Here is a 16,912-nt window from a genome sequence, read left to right on the forward strand (position 1 = left end):
AAAATTATAGAGAAATGAAGCTGCGGCAGAATAAAAGCAGGTTAAGAAGAAAACAAAACAGAAAGAAGGGGATCTATGAGAAACGAATTTGCACGGAATCTGGATCTTGCGCAGGCGAAGATCCAGTATGATGAACAGTGCAAAAAAGTGCTGGGTGACAAGAACGTTCTTTCCTGGATCCTGCAGAGAACGGTAAGGGAATATGCGGGGATGAACCGGGAAGAAATCATGAAATGCATCGAGGGGGAGCCAGAGATCGGAAGCCGGAGAGTAAACCCGGGAGAAACCAATGCATCGCAGATTACGGGAATGGCGAATGAAGATAAGGTAAACGAAGAAGGAACCATTTTTTATGATATCCGATTTTTTGCCTGGATACCCAAAAGCAGAGAAAAAATCCGCCTGATTATTAATGTGGAAGCACAGAAGAAATACCATACGGGATATTCTCTGACGACACGCGGCGTGTTCTATGGGGCAAGAATGATATCGGCACAGCTGGGAACAGAGTTCGAAATTCCGGAATACGATAAGATCAAAAAGGTGTATTCCATCTGGATCTGTATGAATGCACCGCAGTACATTGGAAATGCTATTTCAGAGTATAAACTTGAAAAAACAGACCTGATACCGGGGATTCCGGATCGAAGGAAAGAATACGACAAACTGTCGGTCGTGATGGTGTGCCTGAATACAAAGAAAGAAACAGAGGATCAGTTTCTGGGAATGCTGCAGACGTTGTTTAATACGGAGCTGGCAGAAAAAGAGAAGAAAGAGCGTTTGGAACAAGAGTATGAAATTCAAATGGAAAACGGATTTGGAAAGGAGCTGAGCTTAATGTGTAATTTGTCTGATACAGTAGAGGAACGTGGAATCCAGAAAGGGATCGAGAAAGGAATTGAACAGGGAATGGAAAAAGGAATCGAGAAAGGCAAATTAGAAATGCTCTTTTCCCTGGTTCGGGACCATGTTTTAAGTAGTGCGGATGCTGCGAAGAGAGTTGGAATGTCGGAAGCAGAGTTTGTGAGTTTGATGCAAAAATAAAGCGATGATATGAAACGACTCGGGGACAGATCCTACTCGGGGTCAGGAACCATTAGGCGTAAATAGAAAAACTGAGATAGAGGGAACATATATGCGATTTCATTTTCAATATAAGGTGATCTATGAATCAGGAGATATTTTTGAGCAAAATAGAAGAAATGAATTGTGTGTTGATATCACGCAAGAAGAATATAAGAAAATCATTACAGGCGTACTTCAAGGTATTTCAATAAAACAGATTGAAGGAATATCGGAGGTAATTACGAAAATGACAGAAGATGTTCTGTTTGCGGATCGCTGGATGAACAAAAATGGTTCCATGAGAAGCACACCGTTGAAGAAAAACAGAAAAATTTCGGAAATAGAATTTTTTATGACAGAGAATGAACTTCAGCGGATAAAAAAGGAAAAAGATCCGATCAGGATGCTGGAACGCCCGAAGGAGCAGATGACGGTGTATAGAAGTGATGGAACTTATATTACGCTTGAAACAGAAAATGGACAGGTAATCATAAAAGATTCTACAGAGAAAAATAGTTATCGGATCGTGGATGCGGACTATTTTATTCATCATACTGTGCGTGGATAAATAAAAATACAGGGCATAGAAGTAAAAATCATAAGGGGCTGAACAGAAAATTTTTTGTTCAGCCCCTTCCTTTTATCTGAATTTCAAATTCCTGCACCGGTTCAGGCAGGCGAAGATTTCCTGGCGTCTTGGGCGAGCCAGGTTGCCGGGGCGTCCAGGGGCCAGGAGCGCCAAAAGCCCTTTTTCATCCATTTCTTTTTCCAGCAGATCGACAACCTGAATTAAGGTTTTCTTTCCATCCATCGCCCGCTCTGCAGCCTCTAAAAGGAGCGCCGCCAGTCCGGAGAGCTGCTCGGAATCCGTGAGTTGTTCCACGGCCCGCAGGTCAGTCAGGGATTTATTAACCAGAATGGATTCCTGTCCCATCACTTTGACTTTTGTGCGGTCGCTGCCGGTTAAGACTTTATCCGGCAGTGGATGACGCTGGAAAGACGGGAGTGCAAACGGACGCACAGAAGCCGTAAACGGCGGGAATTCCGCGGCAATGGCTTTGGCACGTTCTGTGATGTCATACGGAACATATTCTTTCATCTGAATGACCGTATCGGCAACATGAAAATAGGAGCCGGAACTTCCTGCGACGAGAATGGAAGAAATCTCAAGCTTTTCATACAGGTCACGCACGCGGCTGATAAACGGAGTGATTGGCTCTTCGCTGTCGGCCACCACGCGCTGCATCAGTTCATCGCGTACCATGAAATTCGTGGCGGAAGTATCCTCGTCAATCAGGAAAAGTCCGGTGCCGGATTCCATTCCTTCGATTACATTGGCGGCCTGTGAGGTGCTTCCGCTGGCATCCGCGGTTGAGAAAGCGGTCGTATCACTCTTTCCCGGGAGATCGTGGATGAAAAGGGAGATATCGACATTGCTGATGCTGCGGGAGTCCTCGGAGCGGAGCTTTACAGCGCTTGCATCGGTGATAACATATTCCCTTCCGTCTCCGGCGATGTGGTTGTATACACCCATTTCCAGCGCCTGCAGCAGGGTGGACTTTCCATGAAAGCCGCCACCGACAATCAGAGTAACGCCAAGGGGAATGCCCATGCCGGAAATCGGTCCGTGATTGGGAAGATCCAGCGTAACACGTAAGGTGTCGGGAGAAGAAAATGGAACCGCATGCCTCATCGGAAGATCAGAAACACCCGTTTCGCGCGGGAGAATGGCGCCATCGGCAACAAAAGCCGTCAGGTGCTTTTCTTTTAACTGCTGCCGAATGGCCTGCTGATCCTCAGAAAGAGCAGCAACCGCGGCACAGGCTTTCGGATTCAGAAAACGGTACAAAAGCGATTTTTCCACGCAGCCCGGCAGAAAGTCGAAGAGAATGCGGATCAGCTCCTGGGCGGCGATGGTGCGGCCGTTGGCGGGAAAACCGATTTCCATGTTGAGAACCAGACTGCCGTTTGCTGCATTGAAAACACAGGCGGTGCGCTCGAGAATCTCCTGACCGCAGCGGCTTACGCCAAGCAGTCCGCTTTTGCCGGATCCCTTTGCACGGAAGGAATACGGTGCGATTGCGCGTGCAAACTGGCGCAGCAGGTAATCCTGAAGAGCGATGCGCTTCTCGTACGTGTCGTACAGGGACGGCGGAAATGCGGCAGTTTTTCCGGTGACATGGATGCTGACGCGCGATGGTGCGGCAAAGGGATCGCCCTGGACGTGGTCGATGGAGAGGATATAGTTTGGAAACTGGTAAGCACCGCGGGCAGACTTATAGGCGGGATAACTTTTGTGGTTGATATTAAATAAAAGCTGTTTCAGGTCATTTGCAGACTGCATAAAAAAAACTCCTTTCAAAATGAAGATTCTTTGTATAGATCATTTGTGATAACTATAGCATAGCAGAACGGAAAAATCCAAAGCAAAATGGTGCAGAGCAAAAAAGAGCGAAAAGCCTCTCCACAGAGGGAGGACTTTTCGCTCTTTTTTGCTGTGGCAATGCAGGGAAGGAGACAGCATGGAATATCAGGATGCCTGCTTTGCACGCCGTGTGCGTTCGAAGTGAATCAGATAAATAAGAAATACAGGAAATTTCGCGAAATGTCAACGTTTGGAAACGCTCTGGCGTTTTACCAGTTTGGTTGCCATGCACATTTTCAGACACTCGCGTTTCGGGTCAGATACGCGGTCAAGAAGGCGCTGGACAGCGGTTGCGCCGAGTTCCCGTTTTCTGACTTTCATGGTGGAAAGCGGCGGAACCATCATATCGCACATCGGAACATCGTCGAAACCGATGATGGAGACATCCTCCGGGATGCGGTAGCCGTTTTCGCGCAGCGCGCGCATGGCAGCAGCAGCGATGATGTCATTGTCGGCGAAATAAGCATCGGCGATCGGCGCTTTCGACTCAAGGAGACGCAGCATGTCGCGGTAGCCATCGTCAGAGGTCGGGGAAACGGCGTGTACATAGGGATGGGAGGTGCTTATGCCGTTTGCGCGGAGTGCCTTGTAATAGCCGTCGGCGCGCTCGGAGAAGTTGCTGATGTCGAGGCTCGAATGAAGGTAGCCCACGTTTTTGTGACCGCACTGGATCAGATAACTGGTGGCGTTGAAAGCGCCCTGGATGTTGTTAATCAGAACGCAGTCGTAATCCAGCTCGTCGTAATAGCAGTCCACCACAACAATCGGGACAGAAAAATCGCGGAACTTGCGGAAATCGGACGGCGCCATCTCGGTTGCGAGAAGGAGAATCCCCTCACAGTCCACAGCACGGAGCGCGTCAAGCTGGCTGTCGATGTCCATCGTCTCATAAAAATAGGAGATATGGAGTGCACAGCCCTGACGGGTGCATTCGGTGGAAATTCCCTCGGTCAGCTGGGAGAAGAACGGTGTGTCGGCAGCGACTTTTCCATGCTTTTTATAATTGACCAGCTGGATAATGCGGGAAGATGCGCCGGAAGATTCGTTCTTTTTGGGCTCATAGCCATACTCGGCTGCAGTCTTTAAAACCAGTTCCCTGGTGGCATCGCTGATGCCGGGTTTATTATTGAAAACCATCGAAACGGTGGCAGGCGATACGTTAATCAACTTTGCCAGTTCTTTTGCAGAAATATTCATAAGATTTTACTCCTGTTCCATAAATTCGGGATGCCAGAAATCTGCAAAACAGCGGCCAGATTTCTGAAAAAGCATTAAACTCATGGTCTGATTTTAATATGAATTAAAAAGGAAGTCAACTTCTGAGCGGAAAAATTTAAAAATATGAAGGAATGCATAAAAAACGGGTGCTGTTTTTGTGTAAATTACTAAAAAATATTTAATATAACTAAAACGAGATTGACAAATTCAACTGCATTTAGTAATATAAGGGCTATAGAAAAGAAGATGATTCAATCATGAATTTAACAAAATTCAACGAAAAATTAAATGGAGGAAATGAATATGAAATCAGTCAAAATCGGATTTGCCCCTACGAGAAGAAGCATTTTCAGTGCGCCGGATGCCGTAAAATACGCCAACTTGACGAGAGAGCGTTTGAAAGAGCTTGGCGTTGAATTTGTGGACATCACCGATATCAACGAGGAAGGCCTGTTTTACGATGAAGCGGACCGTGAAAAGATCCAGGAAAAATTCAAAAGAGAAAATGTAAAAGGAATTTTCTTCCCGCACGGCAACTTCGGTACCGAGTATGTCTGTGCAAGACTGGCAAAAGAGATGGGACTGCCGGTACTCCTTTGGGGACCGCGCGATGAGCGCCCGGATGAAAATGGTGTTCGTCTCCGCGACAGCCAGTGTGGACTTTTCGCAACCGGAAAAGTGCTCAGAAGATTCCAGGTCCCCTTTACCTATATGACGAACTGCCGCCTGACCGATCCGGAATTTGAACGCGGCATCAAAGATTTCCTTGCCGTCTGCAACGTCGTCGATACGTTCCGCCATACCAGAATCCTGCAGATCGGACCGCGTCCGTTCGATTTCTGGTCCACGATGTGCAACGAAGGCGAACTGCTGGAGAAGTTTAATATTCAGCTTTCTCCGATTCCGTTGCCGGAACTGACCGAAGAGATGAAAAAAGTAAAAGCAGAAGGAACCGAGGTAGCAAACGTCGTTTCTTACTGCAATACCAATATGTGCGTAAAGATTAAACCGGAAGAACTGGAAAATGTAGCAGCTCTGAAGGTTGCGATGAAAAATCTGGCTGCAAAATATTCCTGCAATGCCATCGCGATCCAGTGCTGGAACGCGCTGCAGGGTGAGATCGGCATCATGCCGTGTGCGGCAAACTCCCTGCTGAACGAAGAGGGAATTCCGGTTGTCTGTGAGACCGATATCCATGGCGCCATCACCGCTCTGATGGTAGAGGCTGCCGGCAGAAACGATAAGAGAAGCTTCTTTGCCGACTGGACGGTACGCCACCCGGACAACGAGAACGGCGAGCTGCTGCAGCACTGCGGACCGTGGCCAATCTCGGTAGCACAGGAAAAACCGACCATCGGTTATCCTCTGGCATTCAGTCATCCGGGAGCTGTAGAGGCACAGGCAAAATTAGGCGAAATGACACTGGCGCGTTTTGACGGAGACAACGGAGAGTACTCCCTGCTGCTTGGAAATGCAAAAGGTGTCAAGGGACCTTATACGAAGGGAACCTACGTATGGGTTGAGGTACAGAACCTGAAACGCCTCGAGGCAAAAATCGTGGAAGGACCGTACATCCACCACTGTGTCGGTATCCACGAGAACGTTGTGCCGGTTCTGTATGAAGCATGCAAATACATCGGTATTGCCCCGGATTTATATGATCCGATCGAGGAAGATGTCAAAGCATATTTAAGAGGAGAATGAAAATCATGAGTGAATACAAGGAATTGAGTTGTCTGGCGTATGATCTGCGGAAGAAAGTAGTGGAAATGGTAGTTTCCGGCAAGGGCGGCCACATCGGTGGTGACATGAGTGTTATTGATGTGCTTGTGGCGCTGTATTTTAAAGAGATGAACATCAGCCCTGAGAATGTGGATGACCCGGACCGCGACCGCTTTGTGATGAGTAAAGGTCATTCCGTTGAGGCATATTATGCAGTACTTGCGGCAAAGGGGTTCTTCCCGATGGAAGAGGTCATTGAAAAATTCTCCAAATTCGGCAGCCCGTACATCGGCCATCCGAATAATAAACTGCCGGGCATCGAGATGAATTCCGGTTCTCTCGGCCACGGACTTCCGGTCTGCGTGGGAATGGCGCTGGCAGGAAAAATGGATAAAAAAGATTATCGTGTCTACACCGTTATGGGTGACGGCGAGCTGGCAGAAGGCTCTGTCTGGGAGGGCGCAATGTCCGCAGGAAACTACAAGCTGGACAACCTCTGTGCGATCGTAGACCGCAACCGTCTGCAGATCTCCGGAAATACCGAGGATGTCATGAAACAGGACAGCCAGGAGGAGAGATGGGCAGCGTTCGGATGGAATGTTCTTTCCGTACCGGGCAACGATATGGACGCGCTCGTTCATGCGTTTGAGCTGGCGAAACACTGCAAGGGAAAACCGACGGTTATTATTGCAAACACAACGAAGGGCTGTGGTTCTTCCGTGATGGAAAATAAGGCGGAGTGGCATCATAAAGTGCCGACACCGGAGGAAGTAGAACAGATCATGAAGGATCTGGATGAGAGAAAGGAGGCACTGTCATGAATAAGATTCCAAACAGACAGGCCATTTGCGAGGTTTTAATGAAACATGCCGAAACGGATAAAGATATCGTGGTGCTCTGCAGCGATTCTAGGGGAAGTGCTTCCCTGACACCGTTTGCAAATGCGTATCCGGAGCAGTTTGTGGAGATGGGTATTGCGGAGCAGGATCTGGTCAGCGTTTCTGCCGGTCTTGCAAAATGCGGCAAGAAAGCATTTGCGGCATCTCCGGCGTGCTTCCTTTCTACAAGAAGCTATGAGCAGGCAAAGATTGACTGTGCATACTCCAACACCAATGTAAAGCTGATCGGTATCAGCGGCGGTGTGAGCTACGGTGCACTCGGCATGAGCCATCATTCTGCACAGGACATCGCAGCAATGGCAGCTATTCCGAACATGCGCGTTTATCTGCCGAGCGACCGCTTCCAGACAGCAAAACTGGTTGAGGCGCTCCTTACCGATGAAAAACCGGCTTATATCCGAGTGGGAAGAAATGCCGTTGCGGATATTTACAGCGAAGAAAATACCCCGTTTGAGATGGATAGGGCAACGGCTCTCTCGGAAGGCACCGATGTTTTACTGGTAGCCTGCGGTGAGATGGTCCGCCCGGCGCTCGATGCGGCTGCTATGCTGAAAGAAGAGGGAATCAGCGCAGGACTGCTCGATATGTACTGTGTGAAACCGCTGGACAAAGAGGGCCTGGTAGAAGCTGCAAAGAAGGCAAAAGTTGTCATTTCGATCGAAGAGCACGCTCCATTCGGCGGTCTTGGATCGATGGTGAGTCAGGTGGTCGGTGCGGAATGCCCGCGCAAAGTCATTCCTATGTCTCTGCCGGATGCGCCGGTGATTACGGGAACTTCCAAAGAAGTATTTGACTATTATGGATTGAATGCCGAGGGCATTGCAAAAAAAGCGAAAGAATTACTGGCTTAATCAGAAATGGAATCAGCGGTGAATGTGATAGCCCGCAGGGAACTGTAAACTGCCGCAGGTCTGCGTATGCCATGTTCCTGCGTGCCCGGGCGGAAGAAAATCCGGGAACGCAGGAACTTTTTCTATATAATCAGGAATAAATCGTTCTGCGGAAGATGTTGGAATGTGTGGTAATCGCCAAAGATCTTGCCTATAGGGGCAGGGTGAATGCTGCGACAATAGAAAATGACGCATGGTGTGTTGAAAAACAGGGTGCATTCAGCGTTATTCGAGATGGGAATCTGGATATTTATAAAATTTTAGGAATGGAGCTGAAAAAATGGAGAAAAGGTATATCATCGGAATTGACCAGAGCACGCAGGGAACGAAAGCGCTGCTCTTTGATGGGGAGGGACATTTACTCCGCCGTACCGACCTGCCGCATCGGCAGATCGTCAATGAAAAGGGATGGGTGTCCCATGATCTGAATGAGATTTACCGAAATACAGTACAGACGGTAAAAACGCTGGTGACAGAGTCCGGTGTTGCACCGGAAACAATCGCCGGAATCGGCATCAGCAATCAGCGTGAGACGACGGCGATCTGGGATAAGGCGACCGGGGAACCACTGGAAGAGGCCATTGTATGGCAGTGCGGACGCGCAAGCGGGATTACGCAGGAGATTGCGGAGCAGGGGCACGCAGAGGAGATCCGCGAGGCGACGGGTCTGCAGCTTTCGGCTTATTTTCCTGCTGCAAAGATGGCGTGGCTGCTTCGAAACGGCGGAGAAGAAAGACAGAAACGTGCTGCAGACGGGGAGCTCTGCCTTGGCACCATCGACAGCTGGCTGGTTTACAAGCTGACGGGAGATCATGCATTTAAGACGGATTTTTCAAATGCGTCGAGAACGCAGTTGTTTAATCTGAAAACACTGGCGTGGGATGAGAAGATCTGCGAGATGTTCGGGATTCCGGCTTGTGCGCTGGCCAGGGTGTGCGATTCCGATGCGGTGTATGGAACCACGACGATGGAAGGATTGTTTTCCGAGCCGGTTCCGATCTGTGGTGTATTAGGCGACTCTCATGCGGCTCTGTTCGGACAGGGCTGTTTAAAACCGGGCATGATCAAGGCGACGTACGGAACGGGTTCTTCGCTGATGATGAACATTGGAGACAAGCCGATTCAGAGTAGCCACGGCGTTGTGACTTCGCTTGCGTGGGGAAGAGGCGGCAAGGTGGACTATGTGCTGGAAGGCAACCTGAACTACACCGGAGCTGTGATTACCTGGCTGAAGGATGACCTGAAGCTGATTTCTTCGGCAAAAGAGACGGAAGGACTGGCAAGGGAGGCAAATCCGGCAGACCGCACGTATCTGGTTCCGGCGTTTACCGGGCTTGGCGCGCCGTACTGGGATGAGAAAGCAACGGCATCGATCAGCGGAATTACCCGCACCACAGGAAAAGCCGAGGTGGTAAAAGCGGCTCTCGACTGTATCGCCTACCAGATCACCGACCTTGCCCGTGCGATGGAGCAGGATACCGGCATGCGGATCGAGGAACTCCGTGTAGACGGCGGCCCGACACGAAACGGATATCTGATGCAGTTCCAGAGCGATATTACGAATAAACGCGTAAATATTCCGGACGCGGAGGAGCTTTCCGGGATTGGAGCGGCTTATATGGCGGGTATTTCGGCAGGTGTGTATGATCTGGAGAAGCTCGCGGGAAATATGAAACGAAGTGTGTATGAACCGAAGATGGACGATGAAATCCGGGAGAAAAAATATGCCGGATGGAAAGCGGCGGTCGACGGGGTATTAAGTAAATAGGGGACGGACGGTGTAAAAGGCCTCCCGCCCCACAGAGCACAAGTCCCCGGACAGGCACTGTTTCGGAGGGCAAGAGGCTCTGTGCGGCGGGAGATTTTTTGCGCCTGACGGTGGGATGACGAAGGGGGGACGCGGGCATTACTGTACACTCGGCAAATACGCGTTTATGATAAGAAAACGAAGACGCATACGTGCGTGATTGAGAAATTTGAAAAATAAAATAATCTACAAACAAAAAGGAACGATTTGGATAGAACGTTCCTTTTTTGCATATAGAGAATAAATTGTACAGAAATAAAAGGCGCTGTATAAACAGCGCGTAATGCTGATAGAATGCGAGAAAACAGCAAGAAAAAGAGGATTAAACTTGTAGTTCAATGAAGAAAAAAATAGATGTGGTATAGTATCAAGAAAAAGGGATTTCGCATGAAGGAAAGTTCAATAGAAGATGTATTAGAGCGTGTCTGAAAAATCATTTCCACAAACTGGGACTCGCAGCTTGCGAAAAGCCTTTTTCAGACACGCTCTAGAGTGTACATTATGCAAAAAAAGGAGGGACAAGAGTTTGTCCGGTAAAAAACAGGAAGTATGGTAAGATAAGCTGGTAATGGAGAACGTATGCAGATTCGTATGGATGAAAAAGGGAGGATTCTGTTTATGGCTACTTACGTTATTTCTGATATTCACGGTGAGTATGAGAGATTTATGGAGCTGCTGGAAGAAATTGAATTGAAAGATACAGATACACTCTATGTTCTTGGTGATGTTTTAGACCGGGGTGAGCATCCGATTAAGGTGATATTGAAACTGATGGAAATGCCGAATGCGTTCTGTATCGTGGGGAACCATGAGGTGATGGCGCTGGAATGTCTGCGGTTTCTCTGTCAGGAAATCACAGATCTTGCCATCGAGGAAGTGGATGCTGAACTGCTGGACAATCTGGTTCTCTGGAAGTATAACGGCGGTGATGCTACGATCCGGGAATTTCGGGCGCTGGATTCGGAGATGCGGGAGGAAGTACTGAATTTTCTGGAGGATTTCAGTCTGTATGAGGAGCTTACAGTGGGAGAAAAACAGTATCTGCTGGTGCATGGAGGGCTGGGTGGATTCACACCGGAAAAGAGGATCGAGGAATATTCCCTGCACGATCTTGTATGGGCCAGACCAGATTATCAGAAGGAATACTTTGCGGATACAAATCTGGTAACAGGACATACACCGACGCAGACGATTCCGGAAAATGATAATCCCGGGTATATTTATAAAAAATATCACCACATTGCGATCGACTGCGGCGCATGCTTCCCGGGAGGGCGGCTGGCGGCAATCTGTCTGGAAACGGGGGAAGAGTTTTACAGTTCGGACAACAATGGGTGAACGATTTTAGACGTTCCATGATGCCAGTATCAGAAGACCGGGATTCGGAACCAGCAGAACAAGCGGGAAGATTTTTGAAACAGGACATGCCAAAACACAAGCAGGAAAGCCGTTTTGGGAAAAATGAGCGGATAACAAAAGCTTTGAAGATTGCAGGAGCTGACACGAAAGCTGCGAAAGAAAAGGAGATTTTGGATGCACTATATTATTACCGATATACATAACGACAGCTGGCGGTTCATGAAATTGCTGGAAAAAATTGATCTCAAAGAGGACGACCACCTGTATCTGCTTGGTGATTTGTTTGACCGCTGCATGGATCATCCAGACCCGGCGGGCGTGTATTTTCAGGTATTGAAGCTGGGGAAAAAATGTACTGTGATCCGCGGCAACCACGATCATTGGCTTGCCAATTACATTTTCCACTATTACGGGATGGATGAGAGAGACCGCGCCCTCCTGCAGCCGTATCCGTACAATTCCTTCCATCTTTTACAGGAACGCCTGACGGAAGTTGATTTAAAGCAGCTCGCAGAGCGCATCCTTTCCTGGCCGGTACAGGTGGAAATCGAGGTAGATGGTCAGCCGTATCTGCTTGCCCATGCCTGTACGGCAGAACCGGGGAAATGGAAACTGGACAACTATTATCTGATGGGGGATTTGTGGTACAAGGTTTTTCTTCATGAGGGAGTGCATGGATATATTTCCGTCTGCGGCCATCAGAACATGGGAAATGGATCCATCTGGAAGAATAAAAAAGAAAACGTCTATCTGTGTGACTGCGGCTGCGGCTTTGAGAATGGAAGACTGGGATGCCTTTGCCTGGAAACGAAGGAAACTTTCTACGTATAAACAAACAGAGGAAAAGCAATGAAGCGATATATGATGTCGGATATTCACGGATTTCTGGAGGCATTCGAGGCAGCTCTGAAAAAAACAGATCTTTCGGGGAAAAACCAGCTGATTCTGTTGGGCGATTACATAGATTATGGGCCAGATGGCCGGGCGGTGCTGGAAAAAGTCAGGGCATTGCAGGAAAAATATGGTTCGGAAAAAGTCATTGCCCTGATGGGAAATCATGAAAAAGCACTGCTGGACTGGCTGGAAGAATATGCGGATGTCAACCGGCATATCGGCAGTGTGGAGCGATATCGCAGCCGGGAATGGCTGGCATCGGATGCAGATGGAGACTATGAAACGCTGCACAGCTTTCTGAAAGAAGAACATTTTCAAGAGTTTCTGGAAAAAGAAGCACACCTCTCAGAGGATTCCAGAAATGCAGAAGCAGTACGGCTGATGCTCGAAGATGCGGGGGAACTGATTACCTGGATGTGCCATCTTCCTTATTTTTATGAAACAGAGCGCCAGATTCTGGTGCACGCCGGAATTGCCGAATGGGGCGAAAAAGACTGGCTGTGCGTGACCAGCAGGGAGCTGATGGTTGGAAAAAGAACAGTAAGTCGTGGAGCATTCCATAAGGATGTGATTGCGGGCCACATTTCCACGGCAAAAATCAGCGGAAACAGGACATATGACGGTATCTGGCACGACGGTCAGAGTCACTATTATCTCGATGGAACCACTTGGCGGAGCGGAAAAATTCCGGTGCTGGAATATGACAGTGAAACGGGAAAATACAGAGAAATATAGTGAGAAATATTGTAATGCAGCACAGCAAAATCACGGCAGGGCGGAAAAAGTGATTGAACCGAATCAAGCAAGGAGTGAAGCGGCTTGCGGATATCCGCTTTGACAAAGAAACAGGATCCGAACAGAAGGGAGTAGATCAGATGCATTTACCAGTTAGTGTAACACAGGATGAATTATTAGAAGTTTTGCTTCAGGTTGCGCCGGTACGGCCGGTCTTTATCTGGGGTGCACCCGGCATCGGAAAATCCGCGTTAGTGGAAAAATTCGCAGACGAAGTCGGCCTGCCGTGCGTGTCGCTCCTCGGAAGCCAGCTCGCGCCGGAGGATATCATTGGCATTCCGCAGATCCGGGGCGAGACATCGGAATTCCTTCCGCCGAAAATGATCGCCAGAAAAGAGCCATATGTCCTGTTCCTGGACGAACTCAACGCCTGTACGCAGGAAGTGCAGAAAGCCTTCTATTCTCTGATCCATGAGCGGCGGATCGGAGAATACCATCTTCCGGAGGGAAGCATTGTGATCGGAGCAGGAAACCGTGCCGAGGACAGCGCGATCGTAAAAACGATGTCGTCCGCCCTTTTAAACCGTATGTTCCATGTGCAGCTGAAAGCGGATGTAGGACAGTGGATCAAGTGGGCGCAGGCAGAAGGACTCCATCCGTGGGTCATTGACTATATCATCCAGCGGCCGGATCACCTCTTTTCCGAACCGCCGAAAACCGAAGAACCGTTTTCCACCCCGCGTTCCTGGCACATGCTGAGCGATGCGTTGAAGGAATACCGGGCCGGGGAGCAGGATATTTCGCAGGAAACATTAAAAATGATGGCGTACGCCTGCCTCTTGGAACAGCATGCGGGGATGTTTCTTGCTTACACAAAAACACTGCGCAACACACATCTCCTGGATGACATTATCGCGCAGAAAGCAAAATGGCCGGACAAGCCGGAAAACCGGGATGTGCTGTATTTTCTCGCACAGTCCTTCCGCGCCAGACTGCTTGCAGAACTGCCGAAAAGCAAACAGGGAATTTCCGGCGGCATGCTTTCCTTTGCGTACCGCGCCAAGGGCATGATCAAAGAACTCGCAGTCATCAATTTCGAAATCGCCCAGATGACCGTCGCAGCTGATGGAGCGGAGGCACTGCCGGACTGGTTTATGATGGAAATCATCCGTGATCTGCCGCGGCTCGTCGGATGAAAAAAGGAAGGAGAAAAGGATGCCATACGTTCGAAGCAGGTATTACCGCGAAGAAGAAAAGCCGGCCGGGTACCGCAGAGTGGAGGCCGGCTTTGGTTTGCTGGAAAAAAATACACTGTTCCATCAACTGGATGGGTACATCACTGCAAAGCCCTCCCATCTGAATGCAAAAGGAAGTCTGGCCTGTGTTACGAAAGATGGAAATATCTACGTCAACATGCGGGCGAACCTGTCGCCGGAACAATGGTGCTATGTGATGGCACACAACCTTCTGCACCTGGCGTTCGGCCACTTTGACAAAGCGAGCATCCCTTCCGACTGCGAATTTGTCCCGGCACTCTGGAACAAAGCCTGTGATATCTACATTACCAGATTCCTTTATGACATCCGCCTCGGCGAGCCGATCTGCGCAGATCCGGCGGAAGCATATCCGATCAAACTGAACAGCGAGCAGAAAATTTATGAATATCTGTTGAAGCACCAGGATAATGGTGCGCAGATCTGCGGGACAAACTCTGAAAAATTAAAGGATATGATCGGGGTAGAACGGCCGATCGTTTATAAAAAGGGAGAAAGAAATGCATATGCTGAAAAATTTTCCTATGCAGTCACTCATTCCATCAAATCTGCACTCTGCGATGCGGGAGGATACGATCTTAAAACGAAAAAGAATACCGTCATTTCCAGAGCAGCAGAATGGTTCCTGTCCCATTATCCGCTGCTCGGAGGTCTTGCAGCTACATTTAAAATTGTGGAGGACATTGAAATGTGCCATCGGTATGAAATCCATATTGCAGCGGTTGACGCAGAGCAGGGAATCATTTATGCCAATCCGTCGTGCGGATTTTCGGAGGAAGAGTGGATTTTTGTTCTCGCGCATGAATATCTCCATGCCGGACTGCAGCACCAGAAACGGTGCAATGGGCGTGACTTCTTTCTGTGGAACATCGCCTGCGACTACGTCATCAACGACTGGCTGCACGAAATGGAGATCGGCAGAATGCCGCCGGATGGGCTGTTGTATGATGAAACACTTCACAACAAATCGGCAGAAAGTATCTATGATCTGATCGTGAAAGAGATCCGAAAGTACAAAAAGCTAAACACCTTCCGGGGCTTTGGCAGAGGTGATATGTTTAACGGAAACAGACCGCATTTTACTGGAAGAGAAAACGGGGTCAGCCTGGATGAACTGCTGAAAAATGCACTGCGGGAGGGATTGGATTACCATCAGGAGCACAATCGTGGTTTCCTGCCGGCCGGGCTGGTGCAGGAAATCAGGGCGCTTGCGATGCCGGTCATTCCCTGGGATGCCGCGCTGGCGAAGTGGTTTGACGTACAGTTTCCACCGCTGGAAAAACACCGTACCTATGCGCGGCCGAGCAGACGGCAGGGTGCCACGCCGGACATTCCAAGACCAGGATATGCGTATTACGAGCAGGATCTGGAGAGCCGGACCTTCGGTGTGGTCGTGGACACGTCCGGTTCCATGAGTGCAAAACAGATCGGTATGGCACTTGGCTCCATCGCCAGCTATGCCGCGGCGAAAGATGTTCCGTTCGTGAGAATCATTTTCTGTGATGCCAAAGCGACGGATGCGGGATATCTGGCACCGGAAGATATTGCCGGACGGGTAAAAGTCACGGGACGAGGAGGAACCATACTGCAGCCGGGCGTGGATTGTCTGGAACAGGCGAACGATTTTCCAAAGGACGGGCCGATTCTGATTATTACGGACGGGGAGATTGAGAATGACCTGAAGGTAAGACGAGAGCATGCATTTCTGCTTCCGAGAGGAAACCGGCTGCCGTTCCGGGCACGGGGAGAAGTGTTTTATTTTCGGGAATAGTGCGGCGTAGTCTGTGTCTCTGCAAGAAGCGATAGCAGCGGCAGAGAAAGCGGACAGAATTTGCGGATGATGTTTTGCGATACTTTAGAGAACAGAAACAGAGAACACGAGAGGAGACGCTGAGAATGAGCATTGTCATTACAGGCGATACCCATGGCACCTTTGATATTGAAAAAGTTGTACGCTATTTTAACGAGCACGAAGACGAGTACACCCGGGATGACTATCTGATCATCTGCGGAGATGTCGGCATCTGCGGCTTTTCTGCAGCATACGAAGCGAATACGAGAGCCGTTTTCCGAAGTCTGCCGGTGACGACACTGTTTATCGACGGAAATCATGAGAACTTCGAACAGCTGAACTCCTACGCCGTGGAGCAGTGGAACGGCGGAAAGGTGCATATCATTGAGGACAACATGATCCATCTGATGCGCGGCCAGATCTTTACGATTGACGGGCTGAAATTCTTTACCTTCGGAGGTGCTTACAGCATCGACAAAATGTCCCGCGCGGAGGGAATTTCGTGGTTCCCGGAAGAAATTCCGTCACGGGAAGAGTACGAAGAAGGATGGAAAAATATGGAAAAAGAAGATTTTCAGGTGGACTACATACTGACCCACACAGCCCCAAGAGATGTGGCCGCGGCAATGGGGTATGGAGAGCTGTCTGACGATGAGGTGGAACTCCGCCAGTACCTGCAGCGCGTGGCGGATGAGACAGAGTTTCAGAAATGGTATTTCGGACACTTTCATGAAGATGCGGAAGTGGAAGAGGTGTTTGTGTGTCTGTATGATGAGGTTGTGGAGTTGAGTTAGGACAGGATCTTGTCCTGAAAAAAATAAGAAGCATGGTA

General features: G+C 49.1%; 15 protein-coding genes. 13 read left to right on the forward strand and 2 right to left on the reverse strand.

The genetic code is table 11. The features are described 5' to 3' along the window. The first annotated feature begins 75 nt into the window (after positions 1-75). Together DWX00_RS05890 and DWX00_RS05895 are read left to right on the forward strand one after the other, a co-directional pair. Positions 76-1,044, forward strand: coding sequence for a hypothetical protein (locus DWX00_RS05890; RefSeq protein ID WP_055266219.1), 969 nt, complete (start codon positions 76-78; stop codon positions 1,042-1,044). 91 nt (positions 1,045-1,135) lie between these two features. Then, positions 1,136-1,633 carry a hypothetical protein gene (locus tag DWX00_RS05895; protein WP_118594825.1) on the forward strand — a complete coding sequence of 166 codons (498 nt, stop codon included), beginning with the start codon at positions 1,136-1,138 and terminating at the stop codon, positions 1,631-1,633. A 72-nt stretch (positions 1,634-1,705) separates the two neighbouring features. On the opposite strand, the gene DWX00_RS05900 is transcribed toward DWX00_RS05895, so the two are convergent. Further along, positions 1,706-3,409, reverse strand: coding sequence for an ABC-ATPase domain-containing protein (locus DWX00_RS05900; RefSeq protein ID WP_055266223.1), 1,704 nt, complete (start codon positions 3,407-3,409; stop codon positions 1,706-1,708). Positions 3,410-3,673: 264 nt separating this feature from the next. Further along, a complete protein-coding gene (locus tag DWX00_RS05905; protein ID WP_055266225.1) occupies positions 3,674-4,687 on the reverse strand; it encodes a LacI family DNA-binding transcriptional regulator in 1,014 nt (337 codons plus the stop codon). Positions 4,688-5,011: 324 nt separating this feature from the next. Between DWX00_RS05905 and DWX00_RS05910 the strand changes: the two genes are divergently transcribed. From DWX00_RS05910 to DWX00_RS05960, 11 genes are all read left to right on the forward strand, one after another. Next, on the forward strand, positions 5,012-6,412 hold the full coding sequence (locus DWX00_RS05910) for an L-fucose/L-arabinose isomerase family protein (protein ID WP_118594826.1): 1,401 nt from the start codon (positions 5,012-5,014) through the stop codon (positions 6,410-6,412). Positions 6,413-6,417: 5 nt separating this feature from the next. Beyond that, a complete protein-coding gene (locus DWX00_RS05915; RefSeq protein WP_117802340.1) occupies positions 6,418-7,251 on the forward strand; it encodes a transketolase in 834 nt (277 codons plus the stop codon). Then, complete coding sequence (locus DWX00_RS05920) at positions 7,248-8,180, forward strand: transketolase family protein (RefSeq protein WP_118594827.1); 933 nt, start codon at positions 7,248-7,250, stop codon at positions 8,178-8,180. Before DWX00_RS05915 ends, DWX00_RS05920 begins: the two co-directional genes overlap by 4 nt. A 319-nt stretch (positions 8,181-8,499) precedes the next feature. Then, the gene (locus DWX00_RS05925) at positions 8,500-9,987 is read left to right on the forward strand and encodes an FGGY-family carbohydrate kinase (RefSeq protein ID WP_118594828.1); all 1,488 of its coding nucleotides are present in this window, start codon (positions 8,500-8,502) and stop codon (positions 9,985-9,987) included. A gap of 474 nt (positions 9,988-10,461) precedes the next feature. After that, a complete protein-coding gene (locus tag DWX00_RS20690) occupies positions 10,462-10,563 on the forward strand; it encodes a DUF6783 domain-containing protein (RefSeq protein WP_368249762.1) in 102 nt (33 codons plus the stop codon). A gap of 81 nt (positions 10,564-10,644) precedes the next feature. Continuing rightward, positions 10,645-11,364 (forward strand): metallophosphoesterase, encoded by a 720-nt coding sequence (locus DWX00_RS05930; protein ID WP_118594884.1) that lies wholly within the window; start codon positions 10,645-10,647, stop codon positions 11,362-11,364. Between the two features lie 195 nt (positions 11,365-11,559). Beyond that, positions 11,560-12,216 carry a metallophosphoesterase gene (locus DWX00_RS05940; RefSeq protein ID WP_117509785.1) on the forward strand — a complete coding sequence of 219 codons (657 nt, stop codon included), beginning with the start codon at positions 11,560-11,562 and terminating at the stop codon, positions 12,214-12,216. 18 nt (positions 12,217-12,234) lie between these two features. Then, the gene (locus DWX00_RS05945; protein WP_118594830.1) at positions 12,235-13,014 is read left to right on the forward strand and encodes a metallophosphoesterase; all 780 of its coding nucleotides are present in this window, start codon (positions 12,235-12,237) and stop codon (positions 13,012-13,014) included. A gap of 53 nt (positions 13,015-13,067) precedes the next feature. Further along, positions 13,068-14,210, forward strand: a complete 1,143-nt coding sequence (locus DWX00_RS05950) for an AAA family ATPase (protein ID WP_227094269.1) — start codon at positions 13,068-13,070, stop codon at positions 14,208-14,210. A gap of 19 nt (positions 14,211-14,229) precedes the next feature. After that, the gene (locus DWX00_RS05955; protein ID WP_118594831.1) at positions 14,230-16,059 is read left to right on the forward strand and encodes a vWA domain-containing protein; all 1,830 of its coding nucleotides are present in this window, start codon (positions 14,230-14,232) and stop codon (positions 16,057-16,059) included. Between the two features lie 125 nt (positions 16,060-16,184). After that, positions 16,185-16,874: a metallophosphoesterase family protein gene (locus DWX00_RS05960; protein ID WP_118594832.1), complete on the forward strand. Its 690-nt coding sequence runs from the start codon at positions 16,185-16,187 to the stop codon at positions 16,872-16,874. Positions 16,875-16,912 lie beyond the last annotated feature (38 nt).

It is taken from the genome of Blautia sp. AF17-9LB, assembly GCF_003479185.1.
Taxonomy (GTDB): Bacteria; Bacillota; Clostridia; order Lachnospirales; family Lachnospiraceae; genus Fusicatenibacter; species Fusicatenibacter saccharivorans.

Excerpts from the sequence above, each read along its gene's own strand:
- DWX00_RS05890 (WP_055266219.1), top strand. The coding sequence starts at position 76 with ATGAGAAACGAATTTGCACGGAATCTGGATCTTGCGCAGGCGAAGATC.
- DWX00_RS05895 (WP_118594825.1), top strand. The coding sequence starts at position 1,136 with ATGCGATTTCATTTTCAATATAAGGTGATCTATGAATCAGGAGATATT.
- DWX00_RS05900 (WP_055266223.1), bottom strand. The coding sequence starts at position 3,409 with ATGCAGTCTGCAAATGACCTGAAACAGCTTTTATTTAATATCAACCAC.
- DWX00_RS05905 (WP_055266225.1), bottom strand. The coding sequence starts at position 4,687 with ATGAATATTTCTGCAAAAGAACTGGCAAAGTTGATTAACGTATCGCCT.
- DWX00_RS05910 (WP_118594826.1), top strand. The coding sequence starts at position 5,012 with ATGAAATCAGTCAAAATCGGATTTGCCCCTACGAGAAGAAGCATTTTC.
- DWX00_RS05915 (WP_117802340.1), top strand. The coding sequence starts at position 6,418 with ATGAGTGAATACAAGGAATTGAGTTGTCTGGCGTATGATCTGCGGAAG.
- DWX00_RS05920 (WP_118594827.1), top strand. The coding sequence starts at position 7,248 with ATGAATAAGATTCCAAACAGACAGGCCATTTGCGAGGTTTTAATGAAA.
- DWX00_RS05925 (WP_118594828.1), top strand. The coding sequence starts at position 8,500 with ATGGAGAAAAGGTATATCATCGGAATTGACCAGAGCACGCAGGGAACG.
- DWX00_RS05930 (WP_118594884.1), top strand. The coding sequence starts at position 10,645 with ATGGCTACTTACGTTATTTCTGATATTCACGGTGAGTATGAGAGATTT.
- DWX00_RS05940 (WP_117509785.1), top strand. The coding sequence starts at position 11,560 with ATGCACTATATTATTACCGATATACATAACGACAGCTGGCGGTTCATG.
- DWX00_RS05945 (WP_118594830.1), top strand. The coding sequence starts at position 12,235 with ATGAAGCGATATATGATGTCGGATATTCACGGATTTCTGGAGGCATTC.
- DWX00_RS05955 (WP_118594831.1), top strand. The coding sequence starts at position 14,230 with ATGCCATACGTTCGAAGCAGGTATTACCGCGAAGAAGAAAAGCCGGCC.
- DWX00_RS05960 (WP_118594832.1), top strand. The coding sequence starts at position 16,185 with ATGAGCATTGTCATTACAGGCGATACCCATGGCACCTTTGATATTGAA.